The following is a 13,709-nucleotide window of genomic DNA, read 5'->3' on the forward strand; positions in this document are numbered from 1 at the left end:
TTGTATAAATTTCGAACTTTATGTCTGAAAGGTAACTGGAAACCCTGCGTTACATCCCTGCCCCATTGGCTGGCATTGGGCCGCTCTGATAAGCCATGTTGATATACAGGCTGTTTAGCGTGATCGCAGCCTCTGACAAATGCGGTGAAAGCGCATACACTAAAATTCATTTCACCTCCGCTGAAAAGGGTTCGTATGCTCTACCAGGCTGATTCTTCACGTTATCAAAGTATGGAATACCGTCGCTGCGGCCGCAGCGGGCTAAAGCTCCCAGCCATTTCACTTGGCTTATGGCATAACTTTGGTGACGTCACGCTGTATGACAATGCTCGCAAGCTGATCCACTGCGCGTTTGATCTCGGCATTACCCATTTCGATCTGGCCAACAATTATGGCCCGCCGCCCGGCTCCGCCGAGGAAAACTTCGGTCGCATTCTCAAGGCGGATTTGAAGTCCTGGCGCGATGAACTGATCATCTCGTCAAAGGCCGGTTACACCATGTGGCCCGGGCCTTATGGGGATTGGGGATCGAAAAAGTACCTGGTCGCCAGCCTGAATCAAAGCCTGCAGCGTATGGGGCTGGAATACGTGGATATCTTCTATCACCATCGACCGGATCCGGATACGCCGCTGGAAGAAACCATGGCCGCCCTGGATTTGCTGGTACGACAGGGCAAGGCGCTTTACGTCGGGTTGTCCAACTACCCTGCCGACCGTGCGCGCCAGGCGTTCAGCATTCTGCAGCAGCTCGGCACGCCCTGCGTGATCCATCAGCCGAAATACTCCATGTTCGAACGTTGGGTGGAGCCAGAATTGTTGGATACGCTGGAAGAACACGGTGTGGGTTCTATCGCCTTCTCACCGCTGGCCGGCGGCCTGTTGACCGATCGTTATCTGCAGGGCATTCCCCAGGATTCACGCGCTGCCAGCGGCAGCCAGTTCCTGCAACCCGATCAGCTCACCGAGGATAAACTGGGAAAAATTCGTCGACTTAATGCACTGGCGCAGCAGCGCGGACAGAAGCTGTCGCAAATGGCGCTGGCCTGGGTATTGCGTGGCGATCGCGTCACTTCGGCACTGATTGGCGCCAGCAAGACCAGCCAAATTGAAGACGCCGTAGGCATGTTGGCTAACCGCACCTTTAGCGATGATGAAATTAAGCAGATCGAGCAAATATTAATGTAATCGCTTACAATTATCGCCGGTTTATCGCCGGCGATAACGCCTGCCGCGCCAGACAAATCTTAAATCACTCTCCCTGCCCCGTTTTTAAGAATGCCGCTAAGATTCAACCCTATCCACAAAGGCTAATATGCCGATATTGCAGGTAAAACTATAAGGCTGTTTTATAAACTGATGAACGCGCTTCATTAATTGTAAAACCGGCCAAGCCGCTACGGCGGAAAGGAGCATTCATGTTTAAACCTCTGTTATTGGCCGCTCTGTTGGTGGTGTCAACGCTGCCTGCCATCCAGCCAGCGCAGGCGGAAGGGCTGAGTATCGATCTGATGCCGGGCGTCTCATTACGTATCGGTGAGCAAGACAATCGCGGCCGTTACTGGGACGGTTATGACTGGCGCGACCGCGACTGGTGGCAGGGCCATCAGGGTCGGTACCTGGGTGAACGCAATCGTCGGGGCTACAACTGGGATGGTTATCGCTGGCGCGACAACAATTACTGGCGCAAGAATTATTACTATCATGAAGGGCGCTATCGTAAATACGATAAGCACTATTATAAGCACCATGAGAAGCATCACGGGAAAGGCCGACGTCATGAAGATCGCGATCATCGCCACCATGACCACGATGATTGACGGCCAAAGGCCGTCAGCCCGCCTAATACCCCTCATTTAACAGAGCGAGAAACCCGGGGCGACCCGGGTTTCCGCTGATATTGAGCTTTAGTGAACCACATTAGACTCAATGTCGGCCCTTCGTTTGGTATCCGCTCAGAGAAGGCTGCTGACCAGCAGGTAGCCGTTCAGCCCAACCACCACCAGCACGATCACTTTCCCTATCGCCTGTATGCTGCGGCTGTTGACCATCTCCCCCATCAGCTCGCGGTTGCCGGTGAACGACAACAGCGGCACCAGCGCCAGCGCAATACCGAAACTCAGCAGCACCTGGCTCAGTACCAGAATACGCGTAGCGTCCATGCCCATCATAATGACGATAAACGACGGCAGCATGGTGACCACCCGGCGCACCCACAGCGGAATATAAAAGTGTACAAATCCCTGCATCACAACCTGCCCTGCCAGCGTCCCCACCACGGTGGAAGATAATCCGGCAGCGACCAGACTCAGTCCGAAGATGGTCGCTGCCGCCTGACCCAATAGCGGCTGCAGCGTCAGATAAGCCTGATCGAGATCGGCAATGCCGCTGTGGCCGTTAAAATGGAAGGCCGCAGCGGCGGTAGCCATCATCGCCAGGTTAACAAAACCGGCTATGGTCATGGCAATGGCGACGTCAAACTTGGTGGCCGCGTAGCGATCGGCTTTTGAATGCTCACCGCCGGTCTGGGTTAATGACGAATGCAGATAAATCACGTGCGGCATGATGGTGGCGCCGAGCACCCCGGCAGCCAAAAATACCGCGTCGCCGTTCGGCAGGTCCGGTATCGCCATGCCTTTCAACAAAGGCTCCAACTGCGGTTGTGAAAATACCAATTCCACCATATAAGCTGCGGCAACAAACAGCAGCAAACCGCCGATCACCATTTCCAGCGGTTTCTGCCCGCGTTTTTGCAGCATCAGGATAAGGAACGTGGCGATACCGGTCAGGATCGCCCCTTGCAGCAGCGTGACGCCCAGCAGCAGTTTGAAGCCAATCGCTGCACCAATAAACTCGGCCAAATCTGTGGCCATGGCAATGATTTCCGCCTGAACCCAATAGGCCCAAACCGCCGGACGCGGGAAACGATCGCGAATGTGCTCTGCCAGATTTTTACCGGTGGCAATACCGAGTTTTGCGGACAACAGCTGGATCAACATCGCCATGACGTTGGCCCACACCACCACCCACAACAGGGTGTAGCCAAAGGAAGCGCCTGCCTGGATGTTGGTGGCAAAATTACCGGGATCGATATAGCCGATAGCCGCTATGAATGCGGGGCCCATCAAGGAAAGTTTGATCTTCCTGGCAGGACGACTGGTGGTTTCAACCACATCACTGTTCAGCATGTTCTGAACCCTTACTTCTATTAAGCCTGTGGTTATCTTATGTAAATGATAATAATTATCAAGTGCATTTAGAGCGGTAATGCTTATCTCTGCGATAGAAAATAACCACGGGTTTAACGAAGGATTTGGCGGGTAAGTGAACATTTACCGCACTGAACGAAGTTCTATCTGGGAAAAATCCTTTGGATGATCCATTTAGCGCAAGAATATGAATTTCATATGGATTGATTAACCTCTTGATTTTTTATGCTTTACCGTACAAGTTTAAGATGTTTCCCCCTATGATTTTCCATATTTGCAATAGAGCTCTCGTTTTTAAACGTGGCGTTACATAAAATGACATCCGAAATTCAGCCTGCCTCAAGTTTGGAGCAAACATGTCCCATATTGCGCACTTTGCGTTGGCGTTAGTGGTCGTCGCGATCCTGGCACTTTTAGTGTGTCGCGATCGTAAAAGCATCCGCATTCGCTATGTTATTCAACTGTTGGTTATTGAAGTACTGCTGGCCTATTTTTTCCTGCATTCGGAAGCGGGTTTAGGCTTTGTAAAAGGATTTGCCGCGCTGTTTGACAAGCTGCTCGGGTTTGCTGGGCAAGGGACTGATTTTGTATTCGGCGGTATGGGCGACAAAGGTCTGGCCTTCTTCTTCCTGAAGGTACTGTGCCCAATCGTCTTTATCTCTGCGCTGATCGGTATTCTGCAATACATTAAAGTACTGCCGTTTATCATCCGCATTATTGGTACCGTGCTGTCAAAAGTAAACGGTATGGGCAAGCTGGAGTCCTTCAACGCCGTCAGCTCGCTGATCCTGGGCCAGTCTGAAAACTTCATCGCCTATAAAGATATTCTGGGCAAGATGTCAGAAAAGCGCATGTACACCATGGCGGCAACCGCGATGTCCACGGTTTCCATGTCCATCGTTGGCGCTTACATGACCATGCTGGACGCCAAGTTTGTGGTGGCGGCGCTGGTACTGAACATGTTCAGCACCTTTATCGTGCTGTCATTGGTCAACCCTTATGACACCAGTAAAGAAGAAGAGCTGCATCTGGGCAACCTGCACGAAGGCCAGAGCTTCTTCGAAATGCTGGGCGAATACATCCTGGCGGGTTTCAAAGTCGCGATTATCGTTGCTGCGATGCTGATCGGCTTTATTGCCCTGATCGCCGCGCTCAACGGCCTGTTCAGCGCCATCTTCGGCCTGAGCTTCCAGGAAATCCTGGGCTACTTCTTCTATCCATTCGCTTGGATTATGGGTATTCCTAAACACGAAGCGTTGCAGGTTGGCAGCATCATGGCGACCAAGCTGGTTTCCAACGAATTCGTGGCGATGATGGAGCTGCAGAAGGTTTCTGCTGAACTCTCTCCGCGCAGCCTGGGTATCCTGTCGGTGTTCCTGGTTTCCTTCGCCAACTTCTCTTCCATCGGCATCGTAGCCGGTGCGATTAAAGGGCTGAACGAGCACCAGGGCAACGTGGTTTCCCGCTTTGGTCTGAAGCTGGTTTACGGTTCTACGCTGGTCAGCATCCTGTCTGCGTCGATCGCAGGCCTGGTTCTGGGCTAAGCTTAAAAGACAGTCATGCAAAGGTCGCTTCGGCGGCCTTTTTTATTGCCTGTAATTCTTCTGTAACTGCAGGCAAAACAGGAGGCGTTACGGCGATTCAGTATGGGAAAAGACAGAAAGCAAAAAGCCGACCCTAAGGTCGGCTTTTTAAATGGTGGTGGAGCTAGACGGGATCGAACCGTCGACCTCTTGCATGCCATGCAAGCGCTCTCCCAGCTGAGCTATAGCCCCACAAAAGTGGTACGCTTTAACCGGCGTTACGGTATTCCCCAACCCTTCTGAGATAAAGGTTGGTGGAGCTAGACGGGATCGAACCGTCGACCTCTTGCATGCCATGCAAGCGCTCTCCCAGCTGAGCTATAGCCCCAATCCACAATCACGAAATCCTGTGAACGGGGCGCATAATATGAAACCCCTGAAAAACTGTCAACGGCTAAATTGAATTAGTCGATCAAGCGCTGAAAAAGCCGCCAAATCAGCGCGTTTCACGCTAAAAAATCGCCATGACGGACAAAAATCAGCCATCGTCGCCTGACTTCACAAAAAACAAAAAACCTTATCCATTGTGTTGATTTTTAATTAACGGAATGTTAGCGAAATACCCTTGAGTCATCTCGCCCACAGGCATAGACTTCCCCGCGTCTTAAATCCCACAACAATAAACCGAGTCAGTTATGTCGTTGCATTCACCAAAAGAAATCGCTGCGTTAGCCATTCAGGCCGGCGTAAACAAAAGCCGGGCGTCGCTCGCCAACCTGCTCATTCTGGGCTTTCTCGCCGGTGCCTTTATCGCGACCGGCTTCCTGTTGGATATCCACGTGATCGGCACCCTGCCGGCCGAATGGGGCTCCTTCGGCGCATTGCTGGGCGCTGCCGTCTTCCCGATAGGGCTTATCCTGACGATTCTGGCCGGCGGCGAGCTGCTGACCGGTAATATGATGACCCTGCCGATAGCCTGGTTTGCTCGCCAAATTTCGCTGCTTGCTGTCGTGCGTAACTGGTTCTGGGTCACCCTGGCCAACTTCGCCGGTAGCCTGGCCGTCGCCTATTTCTTTGGCCACCTGCTTGGCCTGACCGAAGGCGCCTTCCTGCACAAAACCCTGTCCATTGCACAAGCCAAGGTAGATGCCGACTTCCTGCACGCCTTTATATCCGGCGTAGGCTGCAATTGGTTGGTGTGCCTGGCGGTGTGGCTGGCCTTTGCCAGCAAGGATGTGCCGGGCAAAGTGATTGGCATGTGGTTCCCGGTGATGGCGTTTGTCGCCATCGGCTTCCAGCACGTGGTGGCGAACATGTTTATTATCCCGGCGGCCATTTTTGCCGGTGGTTTAAGTTGGAGCCAATACCTGCCCAATTTCACGGCCGTGTTTCTCGGTAACGCGCTGGGCGGCGCCGGTTTCGTCGGCCTGATGTACTTCCTCGCCTACCGCCCCACCGTGCCGGCCGCTGAACAGGCCTGATCGACAGCGACAAAAAAAGCCCCGGGATTGCTCCACGGGGCTTTTTCATTATAGGCTCAGAAACTATCAGGCCTGAGCTTCACGCCCGGCGATATAAGCCAATGCCAGATCGATACGCTGTAAAGAACGCGCCTGACCGATGGCATGCACGGTCACATCCATGCCTGGTGACTGACCGGCACCGGTGACCGCTACGCGCAGCGGCATACCTACCTTGCCCATACCGACGCCCAGCTCATCAGCCGTGCCCTGAATGGCATCATGCACGTTTTCCGGCGTCCAGGCGGTAATGGCCGCCAATTTGGCGCGTACCGCTTCCAGCGGCTGGCGAGCAACCGGGCGCAGGTGTTTTTTCGCAGCATCAGCGTCGAACTCGCTGAAGTCTTCGTAGAAGTAACGGCAAGACTCTGCCATTTCCTTCAACGTTTTGCAGCGCTCGCCCAGCAGCTTAACGATATCTTTCAGCTCTGGACCGTTGCGGGTTTCAATGCCCAGTTGCTCCACGTGCCACGCCAGATACACGGCAACTTCTTCGGCCGGCATATGGTTAATGTAATGATGGTTCAACCACTGCAGCTTTTCGGTATTGAAGGCGCTGGCGGATTTGTTGATCGCTTCCAGCGTGAAGAACTCTTTCATCTCATCAATAGAGAAGATTTCCTGATCGCCATGTGACCAACCCAGACGCACCAAATAGTTCAGCAACGCCTGCGGCAGATAACCGTCATCGCGATACTGCATCACGCCCACGGCACCGTGACGTTTAGACAGCTTTTTACCGTCGTCACCGAGGATCATCGAAACGTGGGCGTATTCCGGTACCGGTGCGCCCAGCGCTTTCAGGATGTTGATCTGGCGCGGGGTGTTGTTGATGTGGTCTTCACCGCGGATCACGTGGGTGATCTCCATATCCCAGTCGTCGATCACCACGCAGAAGTTATAGGTCGGCGCACCGTCGGTACGACGAATGATCAGATCATCCAGTTCCTGGTTGCTGAATTCGATCGGACCACGGATCTTGTCATCGAAGATTACCGAGCCTTCCTGTGGGTTACGGAAACGCACCACGTGCGGCTCGTCGTCAGTATGGCTGCATTGGCTGTCGCGGCAGTGGCCGTCGTAACGCGGTTTTTCACCGTTTTCCATCTGCTTTTCGCGCAGCGCTTCCAGACGTTCCTTCGAGCAATAGCATTTATAAGCAGTTCCCTGCACCAGCATGTCGTCAATCACCGCGTTATAACGGTCAAAACGCTTGGTCTGGAAGTACGGGCCTTCGTCCCAATCCAGGTTTAACCAGTTCATGCCATCCATAATTGCGTCGATCGCATCCTGGGTCGAGCGTTCCAAATCGGTATCTTCGATACGCAGAACGAACTCACCGCCCGCATGGCGAGTGAATAGCCAGGAGTAAAGCGCAGTACGGGCGCCACCGACGTGAAGATAGCCGGTTGGGCTCGGTGCAAAACGGGTTTTGATTTTCATTGGGTTCACTGCCTTATTACGCAACGCATGTCAGCGGTTGCCGACGATTGCTCGGAATTTAAAAAAGTGGCCGACATTGTATCACCACGCGCTAATTCCTCAACGCTGACACGATATTGCTGCATCAGCTTTCATCATCTCTGCGGCGCTTTTCGCATAACAATGTGCAAAGAATCAGCATTGCTGGCGATAAATATCGCATCCTGTTTAAATTTGCGGCGAACGATTGAAATCATTTTAAAAACCGTTGACTCACTTTCAACTATCCCTATAATGCGACTCCAACAAGACGGGGCGATTAGCTCAGTTGGTAGAGCATCTCCTTTACACGGAGGGGGTCGGCGGTTCGAGCCCGTCATCGCCCACCATCTTGTTGAGCAGTAAAGCAGTAAGAAATGAGAAGAATGAGGGTGATTAGCTCAGTTGGTAGAGCATCTCCTTTACACGGAGGGGGTCGGCGGTTCGAGCCCGTCATCACCCACCACTCATTCTCTTGTTTAGCAGTACCTGGAAGTCCTGAAGTGGGTGATTAGCTCAGTTGGTAGAGCATCTCCTTTACACGGAGGGGGTCGGCGGTTCGAGCCCGTCATCACCCACCACTTCTGCGGGTCGTTAGCTCAGTTGGTAGAGCAGTTGACTTTTAATCAATTGGTCGCAGGTTCGAATCCTGCACGACCCACCAATACAGAAAAAAGCGCCTTTAGGCGCTTTTTTTCGCATCTGCGCCACCTTATTCCCGCAAACTCCTTGATCACATACTCCGCCGTGTCGTGCTGGATGAGAACCTGCGTGCAGGTTCGAGCCGAGCGAAGCGAGACGACAACGCACAGCGTTGCCCGCAGGGCGAGGCCAGAGGCCGAGTCAATCCTGCACGACCCACCAATACAGAAAAAAGCGCCTTTTGGCGCTTTTTTCGCATCTGCGCCACCTTATTCCCGCAAACTTCTTGATCACATATTTTTCCGTGTCGTGCTGGATGAGAACCTGCGTTCAGGTTCGAGCCGAGCGAAGCGAGACGACAACGCACAGCGTTGCCCGCAGGGCGAGGCCCAAGGCCGAGTCAATCCTGCACGACCCACCAATACAGAAAAAAGCGCCTTTTGGCGCTTTTTTCGCATCTGTACCACCTTAATTCCCGCAAACTTCTTGATCACATATTTTTCCGTGTCGTGCTGGATGAGAACCTGCGTTCAGGTTCGAGCCGAGCGAAGCGAGACGACAACGCACAGCGTTGCCCGCAGGGCGAGGCCCAAGGCCGAGTCAATCCTGCACGACCCACCAATACAGAAAAAGCGCCTTTAGGCGCTTTTTTCGCATCTGCGCCCTGATAATCTCTATAAGCCTCACCACGTCCGCCCTGCCCCTGAAAATAATCATGCCCCTGCGCCGCCAATAGAAAAGGCGCTGCAAGCAGCGCCCTTGGGCTATCCTGGCGTTGTCGAGCGGATTATCAGGCCGCCAGCGTCGCCCCGCCGTCAATCACGATATCCTGCATGGTGATATGGCTGGCGCGATCGGAAGCCAGGAACAAAATGGCATCGGCGATTTCCTGCGGCTGGGCAATTTTACCCAGCGGAATACCCAGCTTGAACTGTTCCGGGAAACCGTTGATGGTGTTCTGTTCTCCCGTTTCGTCCTGCCACATGCCGCGCTGCATCGGGGTATTGGTCGAGCCGGGCGAAACCAGGTTGCAACGTACGCCATAAGGCGCCATTTCCAACCCCACGGTTTGGCACAGGCTACGCAACGCCGCTTTGGAAGCGCAATAGGCCGCCATGCCAACACGCGGCACATGCGCCGCATTGGATGCCACGCTGACAATAGCGCCGCGTCTCTGGCGACGGAATACCGGCAGGGCATGGCGGAACATATTGAATGCACCCCCGGCATTAACCGCCAGGCAGGCCAGCCAGTCTGCGGTGCTGGTTTCGTCCGCCAGCCCCATGCGCAGAATACCGGCGCCGTTGACCAACACGTCCAACTCACCCTGCTCAGCCAGCAAACGCCCGCACAGGGCATCTACCGCATCGCTGTCGGCGATATCCAGCACTTCGGTGCGAAACGCGTATTCCGGTTCGCCAAAATGCTTATCGAAACCAATTACCTCGGCACCGGCCCGCACAAACGCCAATGCGGTCTCCAGGCCAATCCCGGCGCCCGCGCCGGTAACCCAGACCCGTTTGCCGGCAAAATCGCCCTGTTGACTCATCAGGCTTTCCCCTCTGACAACAGCGCCCACCAACCATCAATGGTCGGGTTCTTGGCCAGGGCGATAAAATCGATATCGCCGCGGATCTTACGCCAGCGCGCCGCCAGCTCCATGATCCGCACTGAATCCAGACCGTAGTCGATCAGGTTCTCGTCGTCACCCATGTCTTCGCTGTCTTCGTCGAGGAAAGGCATGATTTGCTGACGCAACGCCGCTTTGCTGGTGATCCCTGGCAGCAGTTCAGCGGTGGTAACCACGCGGCCACAGCGGCCGGCCGTGTAACGCAGCGCCATCAGGTGCTCTTCGCGGGAGAAGTCGGCCAGACCATCAGCAACCATAAACGGCTGAATGTTACGCATAAAGGCATCGATCGCCGTGGTCATGCAGCCGATATGGGCGTAAACACCACAGATGATCAGCTGATCGCGGCCTGACTCCTGCAGAATTTCCTGCAGCGGTGAACGGTGGAAGGCGCTGTAACGCCATTTCACCAGCACAGTGTCGTCTTCTTCCGGCGCCAGCGCGGCGACCACCGCCTGTTGCTCCGGGTGCTTGTTCAATCCAGGCCCCCACATATCATTGAGCAACGCCCGATCTTCATCGCTCTGCTGATTAGGCTGCGCGGTGTAAAACACCGGGATGCCCTGAGATTTGCAGTAGCGGCGCAGGTTGGCGATGTTCTCCACTACCTGTTTGATCAACGGGCTGTCTTCACCCCAGAAATTCAGAAAATACTGCTGCATGTCGTGGATCAACAGTGCAGCGCGCTGCGGTTCCACCGTCCAGCTCACTTTGTTGGTCGGCAGTTCAGCCTGAGTCGGCAACGCGTAATCATTAAGTTTTGGAATGGCCATGACTTATTCTCCCTGGACCTGAGTCAGTTGTTGCGCCTCCAGGCGTTGGCGCAACAGTTTTTTATCCACTTTGCCAACCGGGGTGAGCGGCAGCGTCTCAACCTGTATAAAGCGGTCGGGTAATTTGAATTCGGCCACGCCCTCGGCGCGTAAATGGCGACGCAAAACGACCGGTTTCAATGGGCTGGTGGCGATAATATAGGCGCAGCTTTTTTCGCCCATCAACTCGTCCGGCATCGAAACCAACGCCGCATTGATCACTTCCGGGTGACGCAGCAACAGGTTTTCGATCTCCTCGGCGGCAATCTTCTCCCCACCGCGGTTGATTTGGTCTTTCTGCCGCCCTTCAACCTTCACGTAGCCGTCTTCAGTCAGGCTAATCAAGTCGCCGGAGCAGTAGAAACCGTCTTTATCGAAGGCGGAGGCATTATGTTCCGGGCTTTGGTAATAACCGCGGAAGGTGTAGGGGCCACGGGTCATCAGACGCCCGGTCTCGCCGACAGGCAGCGGATTACCGTCGTCATCGGCCACCCAAAGTTCGTCATCCGGCGACATCGGGCAGCCCTGAGTAGTCAAAATATGCTGCTCGTCATCGTCCAGCCGGGTGTAGTTCACCAGGCCTTCCGCCATGCCGAACACCTGCTGCAGCTGACAGCCGATTTCGGCCGGAATGCGCGCGGCCAGGGTTTCCCCCAGCTTGGCTCCGCCCACCTGCAGCAGCTTCAGGCTGGTCAACTGCTGGCAACCGCCCCATTCCTCAATGGCCTGCAGCCACAGCGTTACCGCCGGCGGCACCAGCGCCGTCACGTTAATCTGATGCTGGTCGATCAAACGGAAGCATTGCCCGGCATCCGGATCGCTGGCGAACACCACCAGCCCACCACCGTAAAACACGCCCAACACGCCAGGCGAGCTCATCGGATAGTTGTGTGCTACCGGCAGTGCGCACAGATAACGGGTTTCGTCATCAAAATGACAAATCTCCACGCTGCGGCGAATGCTGTAGTAGTAGTCGTTGTGGGTACGTGGGATCAGCTTCGGCGTGCCGGTACTGCCACCGGAAAGTTGGAAGAACGCTACCTGATCGGCCGCGGTTGGCGCAGCCACGAAATCGCCGCAATCCTCTTCCAGCCAGCTCGCCAGCGACTGCTCACCCTGTTCCTCACTGCGCAAAGCGACCAGGCGCAATGAAGGATGTTCAGCGCGAAACGTCGTCAGGAATTCGTCGTTACCGAACAGGCCATGCTGACGATCGGCAATCAGCAACGCCGGTTTGATCTGCGCCGCATAGGCGTTCAGCTCATTGCGTTGGTGGCTAAACAGCGCATTCACCGGCACCACGCCAATTTTCAACAGCGCAAAGAAAGTCACGTAGAACTCGACCACGTTACCCAACTGCACCAGCGCGGTATCGCCGCTGTGTATGCCCCGACGCAGCAAGGCCGCAGCCAGCCGATCGGAGAGTTGATTAAGCTGGCGATAGCTCAGGCTGCGTTGCGGGTCGATCAGCGCGATGGCGTCATTTTTAGCCTGGCGGGTGATGATGTCGGTCAATGGCCGGTCGGTCCAATATCCCCGTTCGCGATAGCGACGGGCTAATGCCTCAGGCCAGGGAGTAAAAGCAATGCTCATGGAAATGTCTATCCTTGGTTCAGGCCAAACGCCCGCGAAATGGTACTGAGTTTGGTGCCGGTTTCGTGCCATTCAGATTCCGGCGAAGAGTCTTGCACAATGCCGGCTCCGGCAAAGAGTCGCACCTGGTTGCCCTGCACCGTGCCACAGCGGATGGTCACTACCCACTCCCCGTTGCCTTCGGCATCACACCAGCCGACGATGCCGCCAAACAGGCCGCGATCAAAAGGCTCCAGTTGCTTGATCACCTGATGCGCCAGCGCCGTTGGCGTACCGCACAGCGCCGGTGTCGGATGCAGCAGGCAGGCCAACGACAACGCGTTTTCCGCCCGGCTGGCGGCCTCGCCGTCGATTGGTGTAGACAAGTGCCACAGCGTGGTGGTGCTCAATAATTCAGGCGAGGTGGGGATATTCAAATAACTGCAGCGATCGGCCAGCACCTGCCGCATACCTTCGGTAACAAACTGGTGCTCGTAGAGATCTTTCTCGGAAACCAACAGCTGTTGGCTGACTTCACGATCCCGCTGCGGGTCGGCGTCACGACGGGCGGAGCCTGCCAGCGGGTTGGAATAAAATTGTGCGCCGGATTTACGCAGCAGCAGTTCAGGGCTGGCGCCAAGCAATGCTCCCTGTTCCAACGGCACATGGAAATGGAAGCCATGCGGGTTTTGCGCGATGATACGCGCCATCAATGCCTGACTGTCTACCGGTTCGCGTGTTTCAATCTCCAGCAGGCGTGACAGCACCACTTTATCCAGTTGGTCACCACGGGTTGCTTCCACCGCATCTGCCACCATCTGCATGAAAGGCTGTTGTGCCGGCACTTCATTTTGGCTGATAATTTCCGGCAGGGCTTCCTGTGGTGAGGTTACGCCAGCCAAAAAGGCATCGCGCTCAAACCACTGGGTGTGCTGGGGAATAAAAAGCGCAGAGGGTTGATGAGTATCGAACGGGATCGCGCCGCACAGGACCGGGTTTTTCACCCCCGCCAGTTTGGCTTCGGCAAAAGCATGCCGTACCGCCTGCTGGAACTCGCCGTTAAGCCGATCCCCGCCCTGGGCCGGCAGCGTGATTTTGGCGAAGCAGCCCTGGGTGCTCAGGCTACGGAAAGGAGAGGTAAAGAAAAAGCCGGAGGTCGGCGACACGCCTGCTACGGACGACTCGCTCTCCTTGCTGTGCGGCTTCTTCTGCCCGGTACCCTGTACTGTCACGCTCATCGGTTCTCCCTTTCGTATCATGAACAATAACCTGTATAATAATGATTATCATTTGTATTGAATCGCGTTAAATTACCCTCGTGAATATGCTATGTCAATAAATGT

The 13,709-nt window shown here is 54.8% G+C and carries 10 protein-coding genes, 6 tRNA genes and 3 other RNA genes; 11 read left to right on the forward strand and 8 right to left on the reverse strand.

The genetic code is table 11. From position 1 onward, the window contains the following. The first annotated feature begins 195 nt into the window (after positions 1-195). The gene (gene mgrA, locus EBA31_RS18595; RefSeq protein ID WP_046373005.1) at positions 196-1,185 is read left to right on the forward strand and encodes an L-glyceraldehyde 3-phosphate reductase; all 990 of its coding nucleotides are present in this window, start codon (positions 196-198) and stop codon (positions 1,183-1,185) included. Between the two features lie 230 nt (positions 1,186-1,415). Next, the gene (locus EBA31_RS18600) at positions 1,416-1,817 is read left to right on the forward strand and encodes a DUF2502 domain-containing protein (RefSeq protein WP_122079946.1); all 402 of its coding nucleotides are present in this window, start codon (positions 1,416-1,418) and stop codon (positions 1,815-1,817) included. Positions 1,818-1,952: 135 nt separating this feature from the next. Here the strand turns inward: EBA31_RS18600 and EBA31_RS18605 are convergent, their stop codons facing one another. Further along, on the reverse strand, positions 1,953-3,185 hold the full coding sequence (locus tag EBA31_RS18605; protein WP_122079947.1) for an Nramp family divalent metal transporter: 1,233 nt from the start codon (positions 3,183-3,185) through the stop codon (positions 1,953-1,955). 377 nt (positions 3,186-3,562) lie between these two features. Between EBA31_RS18605 and EBA31_RS18610 the strand changes: the two genes are divergently transcribed. Continuing rightward, positions 3,563-4,750, forward strand: a complete 1,188-nt coding sequence (locus EBA31_RS18610) for a NupC/NupG family nucleoside CNT transporter (protein WP_020827959.1) — start codon at positions 3,563-3,565, stop codon at positions 4,748-4,750. Between the two features lie 155 nt (positions 4,751-4,905). On the opposite strand, the gene EBA31_RS18615 is transcribed toward EBA31_RS18610, so the two are convergent. Together EBA31_RS18615 and EBA31_RS18620 are read right to left on the reverse strand one after the other, a co-directional pair. Then, positions 4,906-4,981 (reverse strand) — tRNA-Ala (locus EBA31_RS18615). Positions 4,982-5,041: 60 nt separating this feature from the next. Further along, a tRNA-Ala gene (locus EBA31_RS18620) sits at positions 5,042-5,117 on the reverse strand. A gap of 307 nt (positions 5,118-5,424) precedes the next feature. Between EBA31_RS18620 and EBA31_RS18625 the strand changes: the two genes are divergently transcribed. Next, entirely contained in the window at positions 5,425-6,210 is a 786-nt protein-coding gene (locus EBA31_RS18625; RefSeq protein WP_020827960.1) for a formate/nitrite transporter family protein, read from the forward strand. Positions 6,211-6,276: 66 nt separating this feature from the next. Here EBA31_RS18625 and gltX read toward each other — a convergent pair whose 3' ends face one another. Further along, a complete protein-coding gene (gene gltX / locus EBA31_RS18630; protein WP_020827961.1) occupies positions 6,277-7,692 on the reverse strand; it encodes a glutamate--tRNA ligase in 1,416 nt (471 codons plus the stop codon). Between the two features lie 292 nt (positions 7,693-7,984). On the opposite strand from gltX, the gene EBA31_RS18635 reads away from it, so the two are divergent. From EBA31_RS18635 to EBA31_RS18665, 7 genes are all read left to right on the forward strand, one after another. Further along, a tRNA-Val gene (locus EBA31_RS18635) sits at positions 7,985-8,060 on the forward strand. A 40-nt stretch (positions 8,061-8,100) separates the two neighbouring features. After that, positions 8,101-8,176, forward strand: a tRNA-Val gene (locus EBA31_RS18640). A 39-nt stretch (positions 8,177-8,215) separates the two neighbouring features. Further along, positions 8,216-8,291 (forward strand) — tRNA-Val (locus EBA31_RS18645). A 7-nt stretch (positions 8,292-8,298) separates the two neighbouring features. Continuing rightward, positions 8,299-8,374, forward strand: a tRNA-Lys gene (locus tag EBA31_RS18650). A 74-nt stretch (positions 8,375-8,448) separates the two neighbouring features. Further along, positions 8,449-8,574, forward strand: a non-coding RNA gene (locus EBA31_RS18655) — RtT sRNA. A gap of 73 nt (positions 8,575-8,647) precedes the next feature. Then, positions 8,648-8,773: non-coding RNA, RtT sRNA (locus tag EBA31_RS18660), on the forward strand. 74 nt (positions 8,774-8,847) lie between these two features. Next, positions 8,848-8,973: non-coding RNA, RtT sRNA (locus EBA31_RS18665), on the forward strand. Positions 8,974-9,142: 169 nt separating this feature from the next. Here the strand turns inward: EBA31_RS18665 and dhbA are convergent. Genes dhbA through EBA31_RS18685 form a run of 4 tightly spaced genes read right to left on the reverse strand, consistent with a single transcriptional unit; the run spans position 9,143 to position 13,604 of the window. Then, positions 9,143-9,901 (reverse strand): 2,3-dihydro-2,3-dihydroxybenzoate dehydrogenase, encoded by a 759-nt coding sequence (dhbA, locus tag EBA31_RS18670; RefSeq protein ID WP_020827962.1) that lies wholly within the window; start codon positions 9,899-9,901, stop codon positions 9,143-9,145. Beyond that, on the reverse strand, positions 9,901-10,755 hold the full coding sequence (locus EBA31_RS18675; RefSeq protein WP_020827963.1) for an isochorismatase: 855 nt from the start codon (positions 10,753-10,755) through the stop codon (positions 9,901-9,903). The genes dhbA and EBA31_RS18675 overlap by 1 nt, the downstream gene beginning before the upstream one ends. Before the next feature lie 3 nt (positions 10,756-10,758). Beyond that, the gene (locus EBA31_RS18680) at positions 10,759-12,387 is read right to left on the reverse strand and encodes a (2,3-dihydroxybenzoyl)adenylate synthase (protein WP_122079948.1); all 1,629 of its coding nucleotides are present in this window, start codon (positions 12,385-12,387) and stop codon (positions 10,759-10,761) included. 8 nt (positions 12,388-12,395) lie between these two features. Further along, positions 12,396-13,604, reverse strand: a complete 1,209-nt coding sequence (locus tag EBA31_RS18685; protein ID WP_122079949.1) for an isochorismate synthase — start codon at positions 13,602-13,604, stop codon at positions 12,396-12,398. Between the last annotated feature and the right edge of the window lie 105 nt (positions 13,605-13,709).

Origin of the sequence: Serratia sp. P2ACOL2 (assembly GCF_003691565.1) — a bacterium.
Lineage (GTDB): Bacteria > Pseudomonadota > Gammaproteobacteria > Enterobacterales > Enterobacteriaceae > Serratia > Serratia liquefaciens.

Bases quoted from the DNA above. Each gene is read 5' to 3' on its own strand.
- dhbA (WP_020827962.1), bottom strand. From the start codon at position 9,901: ATGAGTCAACAGGGCGATTTTGCCGGCAAACGGGTCTGGGTTACCGGC.
- EBA31_RS18675 (WP_020827963.1), bottom strand. From the start codon at position 10,755: ATGGCCATTCCAAAACTTAATGATTACGCGTTGCCGACTCAGGCTGAA.
- EBA31_RS18680 (WP_122079948.1), bottom strand. From the start codon at position 12,387: ATGAGCATTGCTTTTACTCCCTGGCCTGAGGCATTAGCCCGTCGCTAT.
- EBA31_RS18625 (WP_020827960.1), top strand. From the start codon at position 5,425: ATGTCGTTGCATTCACCAAAAGAAATCGCTGCGTTAGCCATTCAGGCC.
- EBA31_RS18610 (WP_020827959.1), top strand. From the start codon at position 3,563: ATGTCCCATATTGCGCACTTTGCGTTGGCGTTAGTGGTCGTCGCGATC.
- gltX (WP_020827961.1), bottom strand. From the start codon at position 7,692: ATGAAAATCAAAACCCGTTTTGCACCGAGCCCAACCGGCTATCTTCAC.
- EBA31_RS18685 (WP_122079949.1), bottom strand. From the start codon at position 13,604: ATGAGCGTGACAGTACAGGGTACCGGGCAGAAGAAGCCGCACAGCAAG.
- EBA31_RS18605 (WP_122079947.1), bottom strand. From the start codon at position 3,185: ATGCTGAACAGTGATGTGGTTGAAACCACCAGTCGTCCTGCCAGGAAG.
- EBA31_RS18600 (WP_122079946.1), top strand. From the start codon at position 1,416: ATGTTTAAACCTCTGTTATTGGCCGCTCTGTTGGTGGTGTCAACGCTG.
- mgrA (WP_046373005.1), top strand. From the start codon at position 196: ATGCTCTACCAGGCTGATTCTTCACGTTATCAAAGTATGGAATACCGT.